Source organism: Mesorhizobium sp. WSM3224 (assembly GCF_000427725.1).
Taxonomy (GTDB): Bacteria; Pseudomonadota; Alphaproteobacteria; order Rhizobiales; family Rhizobiaceae; genus Mesorhizobium.
The window spans coordinates 277,877-298,521 of sequence record NZ_ATYO01000003.1 but is presented as its reverse complement, the minus strand read 5'-3'; the positions used below and the strand labels follow the sequence as shown (position 1 = coordinate 298,521).

Below are 20,645 nucleotides of genomic sequence, written 5' to 3'. Positions count from 1 at the left end.
TCGGCCCCCATTCAGGTTGCCACCTGAATTTCAAACGGAGCTAACGTAGCAGAGGCTGTATTTTATTCCAGAGCAATAGTGGATTAGTCCGGTAAGGTTTTCTAACCCCTACGGGGATATAATAAGCGAGCCGCTTCACATGAATGGCGTCAAAGCCAGCCTCGGCGCCTTGCATGCGGGCAGCATTTGGGCAATGCTTGGAGTTGGGGAGTGGTTTCCGTAATTGCGGAAGCACGATTACATGTTCATTGATTACTACGAAGCTCTGGAAATAAGCCCGAACGCCAATTCTGAGACAATCGAGCGGATTTTCCGCTACTTTGCTATGCGTTACCATCCCGACAATCGGGAAACCGGCAATGAGGCGCGTTTCAGCGAGATCGTCGAAGCCAACAACACGCTCCGGGACCCGGTCAAACGGGCCCAATACGACATCCTTTACCGCGAGCATCTGGGCCTTCGCCACGAGCTTACGGAGGAAGCGCGCAACAGCGGCGGCCTTGAACGGGACTCCGTCATCCAGGCCAATTTGCTGTCGCTTCTCTATGTGAGGCGCCGGCGGGACGTCAACAATCCGGGCATCGGCGACGAAGAACTCGAGCGCCTGTCGGGCTGCCCTCGCGAGCACCTGGAATTTCACCTGTGGTACCTCAAGGCGAAGGGTTTCATCGGCAGGACCGAGAACGGGACGTTCGCCATCACGGTGGAAGGCATCGATCACGTCGGTGCCGAGCACGAGCGGGATCGCCCCGACGTCACCCGCCTGCTCGACCACGCCGAAATGACGCAGCCTGCCTCGCGCTGATCATCAAAAGCCCGCCTACTGGCCTGAACCAGCGGCGGGCTCGATGAAGGAACAGCTACATCCCTGAGGAATCGACTGTCGTTCTTCTGCTCCCCATATCTGGGCTCGGTTCCACTGGGGGCAGTGGAGCATGAACCATGCGCCATGAGGGCAAGAACGGGGAGCGCGCCAGTGACATAGGCGTTGTGTGCCGCCGAATGCAAGGCGACTGAGGTCCGACACGCCGTCGAATTGGGCCCGCTTGGCCCGGCCAAAGCCTATCGCAAAAACGAAACGCCGCCGGGCGAGCCCGGCGGCGTTTCGTTCACCCTCTGGTCGGTTCGACCGACCGGTGTTTATGGAGTTGTCGACGTTGTGGTTGTCGGCGCCGCGGCGGCGGCCGCGGCATCGATCTTGCCAGCCAGCGTATCCTTGGCCCAGGCGGTGACGTCGGGGTCGACCGGCTTGTTGGCCATGTCGGCAAGGGCGGCGTCCAACGACGTATCGGTGGGGGGCGGGGTATTGGCTGCCGCGTTTGTGGCATCGGTGAGCGCCGCGTTGGCGGCATCCAGCGCCGCCTGTGCGTCATCAAGCTCCTGTTGGGTCGGAACCTCGTCGGGCGGGGTCGTCGGGTCAGCCGCTTTGGCATTCAGGTCAGCAAGCGCAGCCGTGGCGTCATCCACGGCCTGCTGAGCCGCGTCCACCGCCGCCTGCGCATTCTGGGCCGCCGCGGCTTGCGTCACATAGGCCTGGACGCCGGCGAACTTCTTGCTCTTGGAATTCATGTAGGCGTTGATGTTGCGCTTCAGCGAGTTCAGCCGGCCGAGCTTGGCGTGAAGGTTCTTCTCCTTCGGCGAGGCAGCCGTTGTGGTGTCGTCGGTCGAGTTGTCGTCCGACGCGCTGTCGTCGGTGCCCTTGTTGTGGCCCTTGGCCGAGGCCGACTTGCCATGCGAGGCGCCGCTGTTGCCATTGCCGTTGCCGCCGGCATTGCCGCCATTACCGTTGCCGCCGCTATGGCCGTTGCCGCCGCCGTGGCCGTTGCCGCCGCCATGGCCGTTGCCGGCAAGCGCGGGCGCCGCCGCTAGCGCTAGAATGGCAAGGGATGCCAGAAGTGTCTTTCGCAATGTCATTGTGCTTCTCCGCAGATGAATCGTCGTCATCGCCCTACCGCTAGGCAGCCTCTTATGAGAATTTCCTAATGACGTCGGATAAACTTTAAGCAATTGCGGTCGCGAAATGAGAGCGGGCCCGCCGGTGCCGAGGTATTTCCGCAAAATATCGCGTTAACATATTGAAATTCAATGGAAATACAAAGGGCCGGGCGGCGTTGGGCCGTTTGGAACAATGAGGGCCCTTGTCTCGCCAGACCATGGTCCCAGTGACGTTCTTGCTTGCGTGGGAAACCAAGAGTACGAAGCCCTCCGGGGCACGCGACGGCAAGGTCCGGTCGAGCAGAATGCGCCTGGTGCGGCGTGACTAAATGGAAGAAGGCGCTTCCGTGCCGCCGGCTTCCTGATCCGTCGGCGGTGCGGTGTCCGGCTCCTGGTCTTCACCTGAACCGGTCGGGGAAAGCACCGTCAGATCCATCCGTGCGATCCGGGACGCGGCTTTTCCTTGCGCGTTCGGTTCGGTGGCACCTGTCTCGGAAACCGAAACCTTTGCAAGGTGCCCGATGCTTTCGGCGCTCTTGCCCGGGAAAGTTTCCGACGATGCCTGGGGTTTGCTCGCATGATGGACAGCGCCGACGCCGGGCTGGCTTGCAACGGGAGAGGTCATGGCTGTGCTCCTGATAGGGATGACGGCAACTGCCTAGCATTGCTGGCTGGCGCCAACCTTGCGGAATTTAGACATCGCTAATGTCAGACGTTGATGCGGACCGGCGATCGCAATTCCGGACGGAAAGCTGCGGCGAGGTCGCCGAGCCCCACCGCTTTTCCTGGAATTGCTTCTAGCCGCCGATCAGCGGCACGGTCACCGAGGTCGTGTAGCTGATCGGGTAATCGCTGAAATAAGGAAAGCTGATGACGAAGGCATAGCTGGCGTTGACATGCGCCATGCGGAAGCCGCCGCTCGGCGGATCGGTGGTGATGGTGACGTTGACATTCTGCAGGCCCAGCGCCTGCAGCTTCTGCGTCGCGATCGCCTGGATATCGGACTGCGTCAGCGTGTTGTTGAGCTGCAGCGAGCGCGCGGAGGCTTCAAGCGCATAGCGCACGCTGGACACGCTGTTCATCGACCAGCCGAAGGCGAAGATGCCGAACAGGAGCATGATGAGGATAGGCACAACGAGCGCGAACTCGATGCCGGCGCCGCCCGAGATATTGCCGGCAAATGCTTGAGGTCGTTGTTTAGCGGACACGGACCACCTGCACGTGACCGAGGCCGGTGTTGTCCGGGTAGGGGCCGAAGGTGAAGGGCGGGATCCAGGTGCCAGATGCGTGGATCTGGACGAAGACCGAAGGCACTTTCGGTCCGCTGCAGATGGTGGTCGACGTGACCACGGTCGTTCCGCATTGGTAAGTGCGGCTCACCGCGACCGCCGCGTCGCCCGGTTTCTGCTCCCAGCTCGCCAGCGCCACGGCCTGGATTGCGCTGTCGTCGGTGGCGCCGGCCATCACCAGATTCGCCGCCGTCTTCACGCTTGCCCGCATCGCCAGCGAACTTGAGACGTAGGACCAGCCGTCCGTGACGCCGAGAAGAGCGGCGCAGAGCACCGGCGTCACCAGCGCCAACTCCACCGCGGCGATGCCGGCGCGGTTTCTGCCAAAACGGATAATCGGTAGCCGCACTGCCACTACTCGACGACTGCAACCGACTGAGCGGCCGGGATGTTCTTCATCCCAAGGCTCGAGCAGTCCTGGTTGATGGTCGAATTGCCCGACCACTGAATGGTGTCGGCAACGACTTGAGTGCAGCCGTTCTTACCCGAGAAATTGCCGAGATAGTTGACCTGTTGCCTGGGAAAATAGATGGCGCCGGTCAAAAGCGAAGTGGCGGTACCGTTGAAGGTGCTCTGCGCCGCAGTGCCCGTCCTGTCGCCGTAGAACAGCACGCCGGAATAAGTGCCAGAGGTCGGCGCGCTCAGGTTCACGGTGGCGTTGCCATTTATGCTGACTGTGTTGCTGCCGGCCATGAAGATGGTCACGCCGGTGCAAGGGGCGGCGCAGGTGATGACCGCACCCGCGTTGATCTTCAAATTTCCCTGGACGACATAGGTCCCGGAAGAGAGCGCGACATTGCCGTTGAGGTTCATGCCGCTGCAGTAGGTGCCGGCCTGGATCGTTTGCGTCGTCTTGTTGCCGTTGATATTCTTGCAGCCGCCGGTGGCCGCTGGTGTGGGCAGGCTCCCATATGGATCGGCAGCCGGCAACGCGTGGGTGATGGGGGCCTTGCAGACCATCGTCGGCGGATTGTTCAGCACGACACCGCCGACGGTGATCAGACAGTCGGTCTGGACGGCCGCCGAGCCTTGGATCTTGATTGCGTCGGAGGCGTTCGAATTCGCCATGTCAACGCAGCCGATTTTCTTCGCGTTGGTGCTGCCGGAGAAAAGCAACGCCTGCGAGGCCGTGAGACTGAGAGCTATGTCGCAAGCGTTGGAGGCATCGGTGATCAGCGCCACCGCCCTCGCCCGCTCCGGCACCTTGGTCTGCGTGAAGATGGAGGTGAACATCCGGTCGAGGTTCTGGTTGAGGATGACCTCCACCGCCTTGTTGGCCTTGTTCGGCCCTGAGGTGGGCGGGGTGTTGACGACAATGATGCCGCCGCCCAGTCCGTTCGAGCTGGCCGATGTCGTGGCGGCGGCGGTGATGGCGGTCGTGTTGGATCCCGCGATCTTTTCCAGCGCGCCGGCATAGGCGGCCGCGTCCGCGATCGCCTGCAGCTTCAGGCTCGAATAGTACCAATAGGAGGTCTCGACGCCGAGCCCCGCGCCGCCGATGACGACCGGCAGGGTCAGCGCGAAGATGGTGGCGACATTGCCGCCCACGCCTTCGCAAAAGCGTCGCAAGACGCGTCGAAAAAAAAGAGGTTTGAAGAACCGACCCGAAAAGGCCATGGCTGAGCGCACCCAAGGTATCCCAGCCGTGATGTCATCATTGCCATATGAACGAATGCCTAATTATTTCGCTCGACTTGCGCTGGTAGGACTGCAGCGGCTGCTGCCCCCATCTTGCGCCGCGCACACTAGGACTTAAGGCCCAACAAACTTCGGACTTAAGACGTAAACCACGGGAAAGTCTAATATTTTAGCTTCTTCTGCATTTTATCTTTTTTGGAAATCGCTCGTAGAGACGGCGCGCCTATCACTCTTTGCTATACGACGAGGGCGGGCTCCATGTTTGGACGGTTTTGGGCATCGAGGCGCGGCAATTTCGCGATCGCGACCGCGGTCGCCATGGTGCCGGTGGTGCTTGGCCTGGCAGCTTCCGTCGACCTGATAGGCATCAGCGACGACGCCGCGCAGTTGCAGAACTCGCTGGACGCGGCCGGCCTTACGATCGGCACGAAATACCAGGCCACCATGTCGGCGAGCGACGTGCAGCAACTCGGCCAGACCTTCTTCGCGGCCAATATGAGCGCGGCCGACGCGCAAGAGTTGTCGGGCAGCATCGCCGCCTTCCAGGCTGCCGCCAGCGGCAATCCGAGCGCCTACTTCATTTCGCTGTCGTCGAGCGTCAGCCGGCCGGCCTTCGTCAGCGGCATGCCGGTATGGCAGGCGACGCGCTCCGCCTCGGTCAAGGTCAAACCCGGCGCGCAAGCCTGCGTGCTCGCGCTCGACCCGCACGCCGACGACGCGGTCAACCTGCAGGGCTCCACCAATGTGGCAATGAGCGGCTGCGTGATCGCGGCCAATTCGGACGCCGCCGACGCGGTCAACCGCGGCGGATCGGCGATGGTCAGCGCCGGCTGCGTCTCGACGGTCGGCGGCACGCAAGGATTGACGCCGCCCAACGCCACGCTTTCCTGCGGCGCGCCACATGAGAAACAGTATGCCTCGTTCGATCCGCTGGCCGACGTCGTTCCTCCCGCCTACACGCTCTGCCTGCCGGTGCCCAACGGCAAGACGGTGACGCTGTCGCCGGGCACCTATTGCGATAAGACCTTGTCGGGAAAGATCACCCTCAATCCGGGCACCTACATCCTGCGCAACGTCACCATAAAGCCGGGCGGCAACGGCAGCCTAAGCGGCCAGGGCGTGACGATCTTCCTGATGGAGAACTCGCAGGTCTACATCAACGCCAACGAGCAGGTGAAGCTCTCGCCGCCGACCAGCGGCCCTTACGCCGGCATCACCATCTACCAGGCGCACGGCAACACACAGGCGCTGACGCTGAACGGCGGATCCGGCTCGGTGGTGAGCGGTTTCATCTACGCCCCGGACGCCACCGTCACCTTTGCCGGAAATTCGGACATGAACGCCCAGGGCAGTTGCCTGCGGCTGGTCGGCGACACCATCGCCATGACGGGGACCTCCGCCGTGAAGGCGGACTGCACGGCCGAACTCGGGAACCGCGAGATGTATGCGGGACGGATGATCACCCTGGCGAAGTGAGACGAGAAGACGGCGGCGGCCCGCAAGGGCCGCGATGAGCTGCGGGGAAATCGGCGGCCTGTGTCGCCGCCCTAGAATTCCGCAATGATGTCGGCGCCGGGTTGCTCGTCGAAGAGCACCGCGCAACCGCGCTCGAGCGCAACCTGCGTCAAGGCGTTGGCCGCATCCTCATCCGACGAGACGAAATCGCCGGTCAGCACGCGCAGTTCCTCGACGGCCTTCGACATCGGCACGACACGCCCGGCCGAACGGTCGCTCGCGCAGGCGTCGATGACGCACAGAAGATCGATGAGTTCGAAATTATCCATGGCGGCCTCCGCCAGCGCCATCCCTTCGCTCAATCAACGGCGTGAGGCGCGGACTGGTTCCCGCGGCTTCATCCTGGCGGCCTGGCGGGAGCAAGCTTGAGATCGAAGCGGGCCGGCAGGCATTGCGCGAGGCAAGCCTTGCGCACCGATCCGGTCGCTATCGTGTCGATCGGCAGAAGGATCACCATTCGGGCTCGGCGCTCGGGCCAGAGCGGCCTGCCGAAGACGAAGAAGACGCCGCCGACCAGGCTCGCCAGAAGCAGCGCAGCAAACAGATTCGCGATCGTCTTGCCGGGTTGCACGGTCTGCAAACTCCAGGAAAGGCGTGCCCGCCATATCGCAGGAATGGCGAGCACGCCGTGGTCAACCGCCGATGAAGGGACTTTGTCCGGCGGCTTGCTAGGCAATGAATTTGACGGGGCGGTTGTTTCTTCAAAATCGGCGGCTCGGGCCTCTGCGTTTACGCAGTGAGACTTCAGTCCGAACGCGGCCCCGGACCGTCGCCCGAGGCCCCGGAGGCAACGCTTCCCGCTGCCGCTGCCCGGACTCGGGATCGCCCTCCTCAATCATAATATTAGCAATTACTCATAGCTAGGCGTATGGATAGGTGCGGTCGCCGACGATCGCAACGTCAGGCGCCGCTTCACTCATGGGAGGGAAACCATGGCCGAAGTTGCAATGAACGTGACAAAACTTGAATCCAAATCGCACAACAATCCCGACGAGGTCCGCGCGCCCGCCAAGACGCGTGTCGAGATCGTCCGGCTGCCGGGCTATACTCTCGGGCGGATGAACATGCAGCCGGGTTGGAAATGGTCCGAATGCGTGAAGCCGGTGGTCAAAACCGAGAGCTGCCAAGTCTCGCATGTCGGCTACGTCGTGTCCGGCTCGATCACCGTGCGCATGAATGACGGCACGCAGAAAACCTTCGATGCCGGCACGTCCTACACCATCCCGCCCGGCCATGACGCCTGGGTGGAAGGCAACCAGCCGTTCCAGTGCATCGAGGTGCTGAGCGCCGAGCAATACGCCAAGCCGGCATAGGACGGATCGGGCGAAGGCCGGCACGGCCGGAGCCGTGGCATTTCTTTCCGGCAGCCGTGCCGAGCTTACCCCGGCTTCGTCCTTAAGGATGCGTACCGGCATACGAGCAGGAGCGTATATTTGTCATCAGCCGGCGCCGTGTTTCTTTTCCGAGCCCCCGCCGGTTAGGCCCGGCCCATGCTGGCCTACCCCGCCACGGTGCCGGGCCGCTCCCGTGGACTCCGCCGCTTCTCCGGAGTTGCGGGATGACTTGTGAATTGCACCCGTCGACCACCACGGTTGACGGCAGGGCATTTGACGCACCTGACCGATGGATGCAGTTTTGCCACACCGGGCGATATTTTAGCGACTACTAAGATGAATTGATTCGGCCCATCGCGCTGCAGGGATCATAAATGGGTATCACCCAGTTTTGGCGGGGGCTATGGGTGAGGCCCGACCTGCAGGCGCCGTTGCGCTGTTTCTCTGCCGCATGGCCTGCAAGTCGGGTCCTTTTTTGTCCGGCCGAAGGCCCGTCCGTATCGGTCCTTGGCGCAGTCGGATTCCGAAGAACTCGCCGGGCGAGACCCCAACTCCTCTAGCCCGGCGAGCCTACAACCTGATCAAGCTACGCGATCAGGACCGGGATCAACCGGCAGAACCTGCGGAGCAAGACCGATGCCAGCGCGCATGTCCTAGAGTGGGACAGAAAGGCGGATGGCAGAATCAGGGGAAAACCTCCAGTTAAGGTTTAGATGCTGGGTTGCTAATATTACGATGTGCCTAGCCGACTCGCACCAGTCGGTTAGGCCCGGCGGTCGGTGACCCTAACCACCCCAACGGACTGTCGGGCCGCTATAGGGGCGCCTTGAGCGCCGGGCACTGCCAAGTTTTGCCAGCAAAAGGACGACCAGCCGAAGCCGGGGCAGTTGCGGTATGGGTGAGCCGGCTTGCACACAAGGGGTAGGCGCAAGCGGACCATCCAAAAGCCGTACCGGAAATTCCATACCTCTTTCGGCTCAGCCCTCATCCAAATGGCCGTGAACATCTTATGTTAGAGATACCCTCTATTTCGAACATCGGGAGAACAGAAGGGAACCGTCGCCGGGGGCATTGCGGGGCGACGTCGGGCCGCAGTTCGGCGCCTGCAAGCTCGGGTTGTGCCAAGCTGTGCAAGGCTGCATGTTTTGGTGTGGCGGCTTGACACTAAACGCTTTTTGTTCTCTTTATGTTCTGTTAATTCCCCTTGCAACAGACGCAGCTAATGCTGCAATGCCGCACAAATGGCCATCGAGCGATGCGCACCACAAACGACGCTGCGGCCGCCACCATCCTGCACGCCGATCTCGACGCCTTCTACGCTTCGGTCGAGCAGCTGCTCGACCCGTCGCTGCGCGGCAAGCCGATCGCCGTCGGCGGCGGCGTGGTGCTGGCCGCGTCCTATGAGGCCAAGGTCTTCGGCGTGCGCGGCGGCATGCCGGGCCGCAAGGCGCGCGAGCTCTGCCCGCAGCTCATCTTCGTCGGCGGCCATTTTTCCGAGTACCAGCGCCTCGGCGACGCCGCGATCAAGGTGCTCGACGATTTCACGCCGATTGTCGAGCGCATCTCGATCGACGAGGCCTTCGCCGATGTCGCCGGCTGCACGCATCTGTTCGGGCCGCCGCAAGAGATCGCGCGAAAAATCCGCCATCGGGTAAAGGCTGAGCTCGGCCTGCCGATCTCGATCGGCGTGGCGCGGACGAAGCATCTCGCCAAGATCGCCTCGCAAGTGGCCAAGCCCGACGGGCTGGTGGTGGTCGAGCCAGGCACCGAGCTTTCGTTCCTGCACGACCTGCCTGTCACGCTGATGTGGGGCGTCGGCCCGGCGACCAAGGCGCGGCTGGCCGAGATCGGCGTCGAGACGATCGGGCAGCTGGCGCGCACCCATGGCGGTGCGCTGGAGCGGCTGATCGGCCATGCCGCCGGCCAGAAGCTCGCCGCGCTCGCCTGGAACCGCGACCCGCGCAAGCTCGAGACACATCGACGTGCGATTTCCGCCGGCGCGCAATCGGCGCTGGGCAGGAAGCCAGCGGTGCCACACGTCTTCGTGCCGACGCTCTTGCATCTGGCCGACCGCGTCGCCAGCCGGCTACGCGCCAAGGACCGGCCGGGGCGTACGGTGACGGTGCGCGTTCGCTTCGCCGATCTGCGCGCGGTCACCCGCTCGGTGACACTGGAGCAGCCGATCCAGGCGACCGCGATGCTCGCCGAAATCGCCGAGGAGCTGGTGCGCGGCGTGCTGGCCGCCCATCCGGGCGAGCGTGACATCTCGCTGCTCGCCATCTCCGTCTCGCATCTGGAGGAGCATGCCGAGCTGCAGCTCGAACTGCCGCTCGGCCTCGCCGATGAAAAGCTCAAGCCCGGCAGCCGCAAAGGGCTGGCCCGCTTCGGCGCCGACCGCGCCATCGACAAGATCCGCCAGCGTTTCGGCAAGGAGGCCGTCGGCTACGGCGCCGTCGCGCTGGAAGGCACGCGCTCGGTGCCGGACGGGTTCAGGGAGCTGGCGGAGAAGGAGCTGTAAGCGAGGTGCTTCGGCATCTTCTCTTGCGGCGTTGGAGATTGGCGAAAGCCGACGCGCCGTCAATCTCCCCCCTCGTGGGGGAGATGTCCGGCAGGACAGAGGGGGGCGCTGTCCCGCCAGCATCTCAGATCGGTCCAGCCAATCCCGCCGCAATAACAATATGCTGACAGACATTGTCGATATCGCGGATAACCTCGTCGTTCCAGAAGCGCAGGACGATCCAGCCATCCTGTTCCAAGCGCTTGGTTCTGATCTCGTCGGCACCTGCGAGACCTGCTTCGCCGTGTTGCGAGCCATCGACCTCCACGATCAACTTCTTCTGCGGACAAGCGAAGTCGACGATGTAACCCGCGATCGGAAACTGTCTGCGGAAGCCCAGGCCCATTAATCGGTGCGCACGAAGTTCATTCCACAGCTTCAGCTCGGCGTCAGTCATGACCTTGCGCATCGATTTCGCGTTGGCCCGATGTCTTGGTGGCGGAGGCGTATGTGGCATGGTCGGAGTTAGGACGCTGAGGTTTGGGTCACACCAACGCTTCTACTCTACGGCGCCCCCCTCTGTCCTACCGGACATCTCCCCCACTTGGGGGGAGATTGGACGTCGCCTCGGCTTTCGCCAATCTCCAACGTTTCAAGAATGGCGCCTTCGCCGAAGCTGCCAATCGCTCGCGGCTCAGAGCGCGTCGGTTTCCATCACCGCCCAGTCCAGCCGCATCGTCGCGCTCATCGTCTCCCCGTCATCAAGCGGCGTCAGCCCCTCGCCGTGATGCGCGTCGACCGGGTGCGAGACCGGCTCGAAGCAGAAGAAGCCGGCATCGGGCGACGGCGAATAGAGGATGTAGACGTCGAGCTCGCGTGAGGCGGTGAGCGTGATTGCGATCCCCTCTTCCATCTGCACGATCCTGGCGCGGCCGTCCCATCCGTCGAAGGCGTTGTTCACCCAGTCCGGCGGCAGCGGAATGGGGCGGTCGAAATCCCAGGCCGGGCGCTCGCTCACCGGCACGACGCCGACAGGCAAATGGCGCTCGTCCTCCAGCCAGACGCGCCTAGCCCTCGCCTCCAGCAGGGTTGTGTCGGCGCGCGGGAACCAGGGATGGAAGCCGAGGCCGTAAGGCAGGCGCATGCCGGCACGGTTCTCCACGGTCAGCCACGCGTCGAGCGCGCCGTCGCGCAGCGCATAGGTGACCGATGCCGCATAGCGGTAAGGACCGATCGCGCCGTCTTCAAGCACCAGCTCCGCCTCGGTATCCGTGCGGCTGGCGAGCCGCCACGGTTTCTGGAAACCATCGCCATGGATCGGGAAGGTCTCGCCCGGTACGTTCGGCTCGACGGCATGGAAACGGCCTTCGAAGAAAAAGCCGCCGCCGGAAATACGGTTCGACCACGGCACCAGCAGCTGGCAGCCGGAGGTGCCGGTGCCGTCGCCTGGCTTGAACAGCGGAACCGGGGCGCTGCCGATCACCAGGGCGTCATAACGGGCGATCGCCGCGCCGTTCTCCGGCGTCAAAACCAGCCTCGACTGGCCGTCGTTCAGCTCGATGGCGCCGGCCATGCTCACCAGCCACCGTCGATGGCGATGTTTTGGCCGCTGATCATGTCGGAAGCGGGCGAGACGAGAAACAGCACGAGCTCGGCGACATTTTCAGGCTCGATGCGCTTCTTCAGGCTTTGGTTCTCGAGGATCCAGTCATTGTACTGCTTGAGCCGGTCGCCGAAGACACGCTCCTCGGCCTCCGAGACCACCGCGCCCGGCGACACGGCGTTGACGCGGATACCATGGGGGCCGAGCTCGCGCGCCAGCGATTTGGTGAGGCCGAGCATGGCGCCCTTCGACGCGACATAGGGCACGTAGCCGTCCCAGCGGCCGTTGAGCGTGATGGAGCAGAAGTTGACGATCTTGCCATAGGCCCTCGCCTTCATGCCCGGCGCGCAGGCGCGCGCCAGCGCGAAGGCAGCCGAGGAATTGACGCGGATCTGGTCCTCGTACTCGGTCAGTGAAAACTCCTCGAAGGGCCGGTTGATGATCAGCGCCGCGTTGTTGATCAGGATGTCGATGCCGCCTTCCTTCGCCGCCAGCGCGGCGACCGCCGCTTCGGCCTCGGCCAACCGGTTGAGATCGCAGCCGATGAAGGCGATATCGCCCTTGGCCTGCTGGCCAAGCGCCGCCACGGTCTGCTCGGCGTCTCCCATGTCGGGGCGGTCGAGCAGCAGGACGCGCGCGCCGGCCCGCGCCAGCCTCACCGCCTGCGCCCGACCGAGCGAGCCGAGCCCGCCCGTCAGCAGCACGACACGATCGCCAAGCACCTTCATCGCCGCCACCTCTACAAAACGCCATGGACTTCGTCGATCGAGGTGTCCCCGATGCGCTTGTCCAGCACTACCTCGCCGCGCGCCATCGCCACGATGCGGTCGCAGCATTCGAAGACATGGTGCATGTTGTGGCTGATGAAGACGCCTGTCACGCCTTGCTCCTTCAAGCCGCGCACGAAGCCGATCACCTTGTTCGTCTCCTTGACCGAAAGGTGGTTGGTCGGCTCGTCGAGGATCATCACCTTCGACTTGAAATGCATGGCGCGCGCAATCGCGACACCCTGGCGCTGGCCGCCGGAGAGCTCGCCGACCAGGGCGTCGGGCGAGCGCAGATGCAGGTCGACATTGGCGATCGCGCGCACGCTCTCCTCGGCCATTTTCTTCTGGTCGAGGATGCCGACGCCGAGGACCGAGAAGCGCGTCGGCTCGCGGCCGATGAACAGGTTCCTGGCGATCGACATGGTGGGAACCATGGAGTTGTACTGGTAGATGGTCTCGATGCCGAGATCCATGGCGTCGCGCGGCGTGGCGATGCTCACCGCCCTGCCCTCGACCTTGATCTCGCCCTGGTCGGCGCGGTGGACGCCGGACAGGATGTTGATAAGGGTCGACTTGCCGGCGCCGTTGTCGCCGACGAGCCCAAGCGCCTCGCCGCGCTTGAAGTCGAGCGTGACCCCTTTGAGGGCATGCACGCCGGAATACCATTTGTGGAGGTCGCGCACGGAGATGATGGCGTCGCTCATCGCTTCAGCCCTCCATCTTGATCGCCTTGGCGCGCTTGCGCATCCAGGCATTGGCGACGACGGCGAAGATGGTCAGGAAGCCGATGGCGAACTTGAACCAGTTGGCATCGACATGGCTGAGCACAAGGCCGTTGTCGATGACGCGGATGAGCGTCGTACCGATGATGCCGCCCATCACGGTGCCGATGCCGCCCAGCAGCGATGCGCCGCCGATGACCGCCGACGCCACCGCCTGCAGCTCCATCCCCTCGCCGATCGAGGGGAGCGGCGAGCCCAGCCGCAACACCTGCAGCATGCCGGCGAAACCGGAGAGTACCGAGCACAGCATGAAGCAGACGATCTTGACCCTGGCGGTCGGGATGCCCATCGCGGCTGCCGCGGGCAGGAAGCCGCCGGTCGCCTTGATCCAATTGCCGAAATTGGTGCGCGACAGCATCAGCGAGGTGAGCAGCGCAACCGCCGCGAACCACAGGAACGACATACGGAACATGTTGCCAGGGCCGACAAAGGAGGTGAACAGCCAGTTGGGCAGGTCGGCGGGCAGCAGGGGCGGGAAGCCGCCGGAGACGACGACGGTGAGCGAGCGCGCCATGAACAGCATGCCGAGCGTGGTGATGAAGCTCGGGATGGCAAAGCGGATGGTGATGTAGCCGTTGATGAAGCCGATGGCCGCCGAGACCAGCAGCCCGGCGAGCAGCGCCAGCGGGAACGGCCAGCCATGCACCATCAGCACCGCCATGGTCATCGGCATCAGCGCGAAGACCGAGCCGACCGATAAGTCGAACTCGCCGCTGATCATCAGGATGGTGACGCCGATGGCGACGAGGCCGGCCTCCGGCAGGATGCCGAGGATGCCGCGCAGGTTGTCCTGGTTGAGGAACACGCCATGCGAGCGGACCTGGAACAGGATGATGAGCAGCACCAGAAGGATCAGCCCAGCAAGTTCCGGCTTTTCGAGATAGGTCTTGAACAGGCGCTTCAACGAAAGGCTCCGGCGGTTCGAGATTTATGCAGCGCATTGGCGGCGCATGAGCGCCGCCAATATAAGACGTGCGAACTGGAACTCAGCGCATGCCTTGCGCGGACAGCGCCATTATAGCGTCGGCCTGGTTCGGCCGCACGATGCCCTGCCCCGTGTCGATGTCGGAAGGAGCGAGGCCGATCTTCTTGTTGAGATAGGCCTCCATCACCGGCATGAAGCCCTGCATGTAGGGCTGCTGGTCGACCAGCGCCTGGACATAGCCCTTCTGCATTTGCTGCAGCACTTCAGGCACGAGGTCGAAGCCGCCGAGCAACACCTTGCCGGGCGCGACGCCGCGATCGGCCAGCACGCGCGCCACGCCTGCGCACCAGAAGCCGGTGTCGAAATAGGCCGTGGTGTCGGGATGCGCGTTCAGATAGGCGCCGACGCGGTCGGAGGTTATGGCGAGGTCGGTGCCGCTGTCGATGCGCTCCCACGACACGTCACGATCGGTGTGCGCGGCCTTGTACTCCTCGAGGAACTGCATCACGCCGGCGCCGCGAGTTTCCGACCAGTTCTGGCCGGGAGCCGAAATGCCGACCAGCACCTTGATCGGGCCGTCCTTCGGGAAGCTCTCGGAAATCGCCTTGGCGAGCGAATAACCGGCGGGCTTGAAACCCTGGCCGACGAAGGCCTGACGCGCATTGCCCTTGGCGCCTTCGGTGTCATCGACATTGACCGCGATCACCAGCACGCCGGCGTCGCGCGCCTCCTTGATGACGTCGTCGAAGGCATGGTCGTCGACGATCGAGGTCAAAAGCGCATCGGGCTTGGCGGCAAGAGCGGCGCGCATGTTGGCGACCTGCTGCTCGATCGAGCCCTCGGTCTGGGTGAAGACCATGTTGCAGGTCGCCTCGACCTTGGCGCAGCCGTCGTCGAAGCCTTTCTTCACCGCCTGCCAAAACGTATTCGAGGCCGACGAATGGTGAGTGAAGACGATGTTGAGGCCGTCGGCTCTGGCGGCGGATTGCCCGCCGACAAGGGCTGCGCCGAGCAGAAGCATTGCAGTCAGTTTTCTCATGTCTGTTCCTCCCTTTGGATCTTTCTAGATGTCCGCCTTGTCGCTGACGCGGCGGTGGACGGTGTAGGCCTTGCCAAGATCAGGACTGAGCGCCAGCCCCAGCCCTGGTCCGGGCGGCACGGTGATCATGCCGTCCTTCACCTCCGGCAGCGCCGTCACCAGGTCGCGGTACCAGGTGCGGTAGAAGGCGCGCACGCTTTCCTGGACGAGCGCGTTGGGGGCATTGAGCGACAGATGCGTCGAGGCGGCGAGCACGACCGGACCGGTGCAGTCATGCGGCGCGACCGGCAGCCGCCAGGCCTCCGCCATCGAGGCGATCTTGCGCGCCTCGGACAGGCCGCCGCACCAGGAGATGTCGAGCATGACGATGCCGGCAGCACCGGTTTCCAGAAGATCGCGAAAAGCCCAGCGACTGCCCAGCGTCTCCGAAGCCGAGATCGGCGCGGGGCTCGCCGCGGCGTAGCGCTTCAGGTCGCCGAGGCTGTCCATGCGGATGGGGTCCTCGTGCCAGTAGGTGGCGTAGGGCGTCAGGGCCCCGGCGATCCGCATGGCCGGCAGGAGCTGCCACATCGAGTGGAACTCGACCATGATGTCCATCCGGTCGCCGACGGCTTTGCGAATCTTTTCGAAAGGTTCGAGCGCCGCCTTCAGGTCGGCCGCCGAGATGTCGTTGCCGCGCGTCTTTTCGGCCGCGTGGTCGAACGGCCAGATCTTCATGGCGGTGATGCCGTCCTCGAGCAGCTCCTCGGCCAACTCGCCGGCGCGGGTAAGGAAGCTGTTGAGATCGTCATAGTCCCGCTTCGCGCCGATGCCGTAATTGGCTGTCGTCTGGCCTTTGGCGTCCTTGATGTATTCGGTGCCGGCGCAGGTGTTGTAGGTACGGATGGAGGGGCGGCTGAAGCCGCCGAGCAGTTGCGCGATCGGCTGGCCGGTGGCCTTGCCGAAAATATCCCACAAGGCGATGTCGAAGGCCGAATTGCCGCGCACCTCGGCGCCGCTGGAGCGGAAGCCGAGATAGCCGACCAGATCGGCGGCCAGGAGGTCGATCGCGAGCGGATCGCGGTCGATCACCCTGGGCGCGACATATTCGTGCAGATACTCCTCGACCGTGCGCGACAAATAGAACGTCTCGCCGAGCCCGGTGATGCCTTCGTCCGTATGCACCTCGACCCAGAGCAGGTTTGGCCGCTCCTCGACGCGGACGGTCTCGATGGCGGTGATCTTCATGTCAGGCGATCCCCGCATCGAGCAGCGCCTTGACGCTCTTGTCGAAATGCTCGGCCATGTGCTCGGCCGCCAGCCGCGGTTCGCCCCTGAGGATGGCGTCGGCGATGTCCTCATGGCCCTTGATCATCTTGAGCTGTGCCTGATCGGAGGAGCGGGTGCGCCAGCCGATCACCCAGGTGCGCCGCGTCACGCCGCTGAAGGCGGTGACGATCAGCGAAAACACCGGATTGTGCGAGGCCGCCGCGATCGCCTCGTGGAAGGCGATGTCGTGCTCCATGACGGCCTCGGGGTTCTTGAAATTCTCGCGCATCAGCCGGGCCGACTGGGCGATCGCCGCGGCTTCCATGTCGGTGCGGCGCAGAGCCGCCAGCGCGACGGTGCGCATCTCGATGGTGCGCCTGACATCATAGACCTGCTGGACGCTGATCTGCTGGGTGGTGATGCCGTGCTCAATGACCATCGACATGGCGCCGGTGTCGAGCTTGGCGACGGTGGCGCGGCGCCCCGCGCTCAAGTCGATGAGGCGCATCGCCGACAGCGAGCGGAAGGCCTCGCGCACGACGGTGCGCGAAACGTTGAGCCGGCGCGTCATGGCGGCCTCGCTGGGCAGCGGATCGCCCGGCGCCAAGCCCTCCGAGCGGATGTGCTGGGTGATCGCCTGGATCGCCGTGCTGACCAGGCCAGGACTCGGCCCGTCCGGTGGGTCCGTCTGCTCTTGCATTCCGCTCCCTCGAAACCTGTATGACAGGTTGTTGTTGAATTGCTCATAGTTCAGGCAAAAGATATATGTCAAGTCGATTTCTAACCGGAGGAGCCCTCATGCACGAAACGGAAGCCAGCCTGATCTTCGACGCGCGCGACGTTGTCGGCGAAAGCGTGGTGTGGGACGAGCGCCGCGGAAGGCTGGTCTGGGTCGACATCATCGGCCGCAGGGTCCATCGGCTGGATCCGTCGAGCAGAGCGCATGAAAGCTGGGCGACGAACGACCTTGTCACCTCGGTCGGCCTGCGCAAGGACGGCGGCGCGATCGTCGGCCTGCGCAAGGACATCACATTGTGGGACTTCGGCGGGTCGTTCCGGATGATCGCGGCCATCGAGCCTGACCGGCCGGGCACGCGGCTCAACTAGGGCGTGGTGGCACCGGACGGTTCGTTCTGGGTCGGCACAATGGCCAACAATATCGGGCCGGACGACGCGCCGGCGGCGATCACGAGCGATGAAGGCCAGCTCCACCGGGTCGGCCCGGACGGCGATGTGAGGAGCCTCAGCGAAGACCGGTTCGGCATCACCAACACGATGGTGTGGCTGCCTGACGGGCGCTTCATCACCGCCGACACGACGAAGAACGCGCTCTATAGCTATGACTTGGACACGAAGGCGGGACGGCTCGGCGAAGCGCATCCCTTCTTCTCCGGTTTCGAGCGCGGCCTGCCGGACGGCTCCTGCCTCGACGCCGAGGGCCATGTCTGGAACTGCCGGGTGGTGGGCGGAAGCTGCCTCGCCCGCATCGCGCCCGACGGCAGGCTGGACCGGATCGTCGAGCTGCCCTGCAGCTGGCCGACGAGCTGCGCCTTCGGCGGCCCAGACCTCGACACACTGTTCGTCACCTCCGCCCGCTTCACGATGAGCGCGGAGCATCTCGCCGCAAACCCGCACGAGGGCGGCCTGTTCGCGCTGCGCCCGGGCGTGCGGGGCGTGCCGGGCAATCGGTTTGGGTGACGGCATCCCAAAGCGCGAGCCGCCGACGCTGCCAATCTCCCACACAAGGGCAGGGGGAGATCACGCGCTCTGCCACTTTCGCCATCGCCAAGGTTGTTGGCGCAATCCAATCCAGTTCATCCCCTGCCCTCGGCATGCTAACAGGATCGCTTTCAACTTTAACACCCAGGATGGACCAGGACATGGCAGTGGAAAAAGTAGCTCTGGTGACGGCGGGCGGCAGCGGTATGGGCGCGGCGGCGGCTGAGCGCCTGGCGGCGGACGGATTCAAGGTCGGCGTGCTCTCCTCCTCCGGAAAGGGCGAGGCCCTGGGCAAGGAACTCGGCGGCTTCGGCGTCACCGGCTCCAACCAGTCGAATGACGATCTCAAGCGCCTCACCGACGGCGCGCTGGAACGCTGGGGCCGCATCGACGTGCTGGTCAACAGCGCCGGCCACGGGCCACGCGCGCAGATCATCGAGATCAGCGACGAGGACTGGCACAAGGGCATCGACACCTATTTCCTCAATGCCGTGCGCCCGACCCGGCTGGTGACGCCGGTGATGCAAGGCCAAAAATCGGGCGTCATCATCAACATCTCGACCGCATGGGCGTTCGAGCCGAGCGCGATGTTCCCGACCTCGGCCGTGGCGCGCGCCGGGCTTGCCGCCTACACCAAGATCTTCGCCGACACCTATGCCGGCGACAACATCCGCATGAACAATGTGCTGCCCGGCTGGATCGACAGCCTGCCGACGACGAACGAGCGCCGCGACAGCGTGCCGATGAAGCGCTACGGCACGTCGGAGGAGATCGCCGCGACGATCTCCTTCCTCGCCTCGGACGGGGCGGCCTACATCACGGGCCAGAACATCCGCGTCGATGGCGGCATCACAAGAGCGCTGTGAAACGGGGGCGCTGTGAGGCGGAGAGGGCGTCGCCTCAAGTCATCCGCGGCTGCGGGAATTAAGCACCCACAGGAACGCCATTGAAGCCACCAGGACGATCGAATTGCCGACTACGATGTTCCAAAATCGTGTCGGATCGTCCGCCAGGGCGACCCAATGCAACTTGCCCCGGACTTCGCCTGTCTTGATGCCGCAGGCAATGTTGTAGATCGCCACGGCGGCGAGCGCCGCCATCAGGACAAAGAGGTCATTGTTCTTGTTGCGATTGCGATCCATGGAGCAAATTTAACCGCGCTTGGTGAAATTTTGCTTACCTCAGGTAAGGCGGCGGCCGCGGCACCGGCCGCCGCGCACGTTTTCGCGAACTTACTGGTTGATCTCCGGCTCGACGAGCTTGGCCAGGTTGCGCAGCGATTCCTGCCAGCCGAGATAGCAGGCCTCGGCGGGGATGGCGTCCGGGATGCCGGCCTGGGTGATGTTGATCTCGGTGCCGACCGACACTTTCTTCAGGATCACGGTCACTTCGATCAGGCCCGGCAGATTGGGATCGTCGAAGCGGTCGGTGTAGTGCAGGCGCTCGCCCGGAACGAGCTCGACGAATTCGCCGCCGAAGGCGTGGCTTTCGCCGGTGGTGAAGTTGCGGAAGGACATCTTGTAGGCGCCGCCGACCTTGCCGTCGAATTCGTGCACCGTGCAGGTGAAGCCGTTCGGCGGCAGCCACTTGGCCAGCGCATCGGCCTCGACGAACGCGCGGTAGACCTTCTCCGGCTTGGTCGCCAGGACGCGGTGCAGTTGGATGGTGCTCGGCATATCTCGATATCCTTCCTTTGTTGATCGATGCCCCAAGGACGGGCGGGCCCCTGCCGACCCGACAAAGGCTGTCAGATTTTTTGCCTGACAGCCACCCTATCGCTTTGCAGCGGAGGCAGCGGACATGAGCGCTTCGATCAGGCTGGGCATCGTCGGCGGGCGGGCTGGCGGGGCGGCGCCATCGCCGGCCACAGGGGTCCATGGCCCCGCGCTCGGCCAGCAGAGCCGCTTTGTTTGCGGCGGAAAAACAAAGTGATCTCCGGCGCCTTCAAATCGCGCAACGCGTCGGGTTTGTTCCGCCCGAACGAGATGATGGAGAGGCCGATGAAACCGTTCGTTATTGCCCTTGCTGGCGCTGTGCTGTTGCCCTTGCCCGCAACCCAGGCTGCGCCGATGCTTGCCGCTCCGCCAAGGATCGGCCTTGTGTACCAGGCGGATGTCAGATGCGCTTACCTGACCGAGGACGGCTACTGTGTGCGGCCGCATAAGGCGCACAAATATTGGAAGCACCGCCATTACCACCGGCGCATCTACGAAACCTACGAGCCGCAGCCGCCGGACGAGTATGACTGGCGCTACCAGCGTCAGCGGCCGATTATCCGGGTCATGCCCAGCGATCCCGGGGACGACGACAACTGGGACGACTGGAACAACTGACAAGGCATCCCCGATCGACTC

General features: G+C 63.9%; 23 protein-coding genes and 1 pseudogene. 7 read left to right on the top strand and 17 right to left on the bottom strand.

All coding sequences use genetic code 11. The features are described 5' to 3' along the window. Nucleotides 1-241: 241 nt before the first annotated feature. Nucleotides 242-805 (top strand): J domain-containing protein, encoded by a 564-nt coding sequence (locus tag YU3_RS0108350; RefSeq protein WP_027165802.1) that lies wholly within the window; start codon nt 242-244, stop codon nt 803-805. A gap of 335 nt (nt 806-1,140) precedes the next feature. On the opposite strand, the gene YU3_RS36260 is transcribed toward YU3_RS0108350, so the two are convergent. From YU3_RS36260 to YU3_RS0108325, 5 genes are all read right to left on the bottom strand, one after another. Continuing rightward, a complete protein-coding gene (locus YU3_RS36260; protein WP_051333885.1) occupies nt 1,141-1,914 on the bottom strand; it encodes a hypothetical protein in 774 nt (257 codons plus the stop codon). 346 nt (nt 1,915-2,260) lie between these two features. Next, the gene (locus YU3_RS36255) at nt 2,261-2,560 is read right to left on the bottom strand and encodes a hypothetical protein (RefSeq protein ID WP_156913420.1); all 300 of its coding nucleotides are present in this window, start codon (nt 2,558-2,560) and stop codon (nt 2,261-2,263) included. Nucleotides 2,561-2,732: 172 nt separating this feature from the next. Beyond that, nucleotides 2,733-3,143, bottom strand: a complete 411-nt coding sequence (locus YU3_RS0108335; protein WP_027165801.1) for a TadE/TadG family type IV pilus assembly protein — start codon at nt 3,141-3,143, stop codon at nt 2,733-2,735. After that, nucleotides 3,133-3,573, bottom strand: coding sequence for a TadE/TadG family type IV pilus assembly protein (locus YU3_RS0108330; protein WP_084507994.1), 441 nt, complete (start codon nt 3,571-3,573; stop codon nt 3,133-3,135). Before YU3_RS0108330 ends, YU3_RS0108335 begins: the two co-directional genes overlap by 11 nt. 5 nt (nt 3,574-3,578) lie before the next feature. Next, nucleotides 3,579-4,793, bottom strand: a complete 1,215-nt coding sequence (locus YU3_RS0108325) for a pilus assembly protein TadG-related protein (RefSeq protein WP_027165799.1) — start codon at nt 4,791-4,793, stop codon at nt 3,579-3,581. Between the two features lie 327 nt (nt 4,794-5,120). Between YU3_RS0108325 and YU3_RS0108320 the strand changes: the two genes are divergently transcribed. Next, nucleotides 5,121-6,338, top strand: a complete 1,218-nt coding sequence (locus YU3_RS0108320; RefSeq protein ID WP_027165798.1) for a hypothetical protein — start codon at nt 5,121-5,123, stop codon at nt 6,336-6,338. Between the two features lie 71 nt (nt 6,339-6,409). Here the strand turns inward: YU3_RS0108320 and YU3_RS0108315 are convergent, their stop codons facing one another. Both YU3_RS0108315 and YU3_RS0108310 read right to left on the bottom strand, forming a co-directional pair. Continuing rightward, complete coding sequence (locus tag YU3_RS0108315) at nt 6,410-6,646, bottom strand: hypothetical protein (protein WP_027165797.1); 237 nt, start codon at nt 6,644-6,646, stop codon at nt 6,410-6,412. 68 nt (nt 6,647-6,714) lie between these two features. After that, nucleotides 6,715-6,948 carry a hypothetical protein gene (locus YU3_RS0108310; protein ID WP_027165796.1) on the bottom strand — a complete coding sequence of 78 codons (234 nt, stop codon included), beginning with the start codon at nt 6,946-6,948 and terminating at the stop codon, nt 6,715-6,717. 361 nt (nt 6,949-7,309) lie between these two features. Here YU3_RS0108310 and YU3_RS0108305 point away from each other — a divergent pair, with 361 nt between their 5' ends. Together YU3_RS0108305 and dinB are read left to right on the top strand one after the other, a co-directional pair. Further along, complete coding sequence (locus tag YU3_RS0108305) at nt 7,310-7,690, top strand: cupin domain-containing protein (protein WP_027165795.1); 381 nt, start codon at nt 7,310-7,312, stop codon at nt 7,688-7,690. Nucleotides 7,691-8,966: 1,276 nt separating this feature from the next. After that, nucleotides 8,967-10,229, top strand: a complete 1,263-nt coding sequence (gene dinB, locus YU3_RS0108300) for a DNA polymerase IV (RefSeq protein WP_027165794.1) — start codon at nt 8,967-8,969, stop codon at nt 10,227-10,229. 124 nt (nt 10,230-10,353) lie between these two features. Here dinB and YU3_RS0108295 read toward each other — a convergent pair whose 3' ends face one another. The 8 genes from YU3_RS0108295 to YU3_RS0108260 form a co-directional block, all read right to left on the bottom strand. After that, nucleotides 10,354-10,725 carry an endonuclease domain-containing protein gene (locus tag YU3_RS0108295; RefSeq protein WP_027165793.1) on the bottom strand — a complete coding sequence of 124 codons (372 nt, stop codon included), beginning with the start codon at nt 10,723-10,725 and terminating at the stop codon, nt 10,354-10,356. A 177-nt stretch (nt 10,726-10,902) separates the two neighbouring features. Next, nucleotides 10,903-11,781 carry an aldose 1-epimerase gene (locus YU3_RS0108290; protein ID WP_027165792.1) on the bottom strand — a complete coding sequence of 293 codons (879 nt, stop codon included), beginning with the start codon at nt 11,779-11,781 and terminating at the stop codon, nt 10,903-10,905. A 2-nt stretch (nt 11,782-11,783) separates the two neighbouring features. After that, the gene (locus tag YU3_RS0108285; protein WP_027165791.1) at nt 11,784-12,539 is read right to left on the bottom strand and encodes an SDR family oxidoreductase; all 756 of its coding nucleotides are present in this window, start codon (nt 12,537-12,539) and stop codon (nt 11,784-11,786) included. A gap of 11 nt (nt 12,540-12,550) precedes the next feature. Next, the gene (locus YU3_RS0108280) at nt 12,551-13,282 is read right to left on the bottom strand and encodes an ATP-binding cassette domain-containing protein (RefSeq protein ID WP_027165790.1); all 732 of its coding nucleotides are present in this window, start codon (nt 13,280-13,282) and stop codon (nt 12,551-12,553) included. Nucleotides 13,283-13,286: 4 nt separating this feature from the next. Then, a complete protein-coding gene (locus tag YU3_RS0108275) occupies nt 13,287-14,264 on the bottom strand; it encodes an ABC transporter permease (protein WP_027165789.1) in 978 nt (325 codons plus the stop codon). Nucleotides 14,265-14,346: 82 nt separating this feature from the next. Continuing rightward, nucleotides 14,347-15,324: a sugar ABC transporter substrate-binding protein gene (locus YU3_RS0108270; protein ID WP_027165788.1), complete on the bottom strand. Its 978-nt coding sequence runs from the start codon at nt 15,322-15,324 to the stop codon at nt 14,347-14,349. A 24-nt stretch (nt 15,325-15,348) separates the two neighbouring features. Beyond that, the gene (locus YU3_RS0108265) at nt 15,349-16,551 is read right to left on the bottom strand and encodes a mandelate racemase/muconate lactonizing enzyme family protein (protein ID WP_027165787.1); all 1,203 of its coding nucleotides are present in this window, start codon (nt 16,549-16,551) and stop codon (nt 15,349-15,351) included. A gap of 1 nt (nt 16,552) precedes the next feature. Then, nucleotides 16,553-17,272 carry a FadR/GntR family transcriptional regulator gene (locus YU3_RS0108260; RefSeq protein WP_051333883.1) on the bottom strand — a complete coding sequence of 240 codons (720 nt, stop codon included), beginning with the start codon at nt 17,270-17,272 and terminating at the stop codon, nt 16,553-16,555. A gap of 65 nt (nt 17,273-17,337) precedes the next feature. On the opposite strand from YU3_RS0108260, the pseudogene YU3_RS36250 reads away from it, so the two are divergent. Then, nucleotides 17,338-18,270: pseudogene (locus tag YU3_RS36250) on the top strand (SMP-30/gluconolactonase/LRE family protein). A 182-nt stretch (nt 18,271-18,452) separates the two neighbouring features. Continuing rightward, nucleotides 18,453-19,157 (top strand): SDR family oxidoreductase, encoded by a 705-nt coding sequence (locus YU3_RS0108250; protein WP_027165785.1) that lies wholly within the window; start codon nt 18,453-18,455, stop codon nt 19,155-19,157. Nucleotides 19,158-19,196: 39 nt separating this feature from the next. On the opposite strand, the gene YU3_RS0108245 is transcribed toward YU3_RS0108250, so the two are convergent. After that, nucleotides 19,197-19,433 carry a hypothetical protein gene (locus YU3_RS0108245; RefSeq protein WP_027165784.1) on the bottom strand — a complete coding sequence of 79 codons (237 nt, stop codon included), beginning with the start codon at nt 19,431-19,433 and terminating at the stop codon, nt 19,197-19,199. A 90-nt stretch (nt 19,434-19,523) separates the two neighbouring features. Next, a complete protein-coding gene (locus YU3_RS0108240; protein WP_027165783.1) occupies nt 19,524-19,967 on the bottom strand; it encodes an SRPBCC family protein in 444 nt (147 codons plus the stop codon). Nucleotides 19,968-20,219: 252 nt separating this feature from the next. Here YU3_RS0108240 and YU3_RS0108235 point away from each other — a divergent pair, with 252 nt between their 5' ends. Further along, complete coding sequence (locus YU3_RS0108235) at nt 20,220-20,624, top strand: hypothetical protein (protein WP_027165782.1); 405 nt, start codon at nt 20,220-20,222, stop codon at nt 20,622-20,624. Nucleotides 20,625-20,645 lie beyond the last annotated feature (21 nt).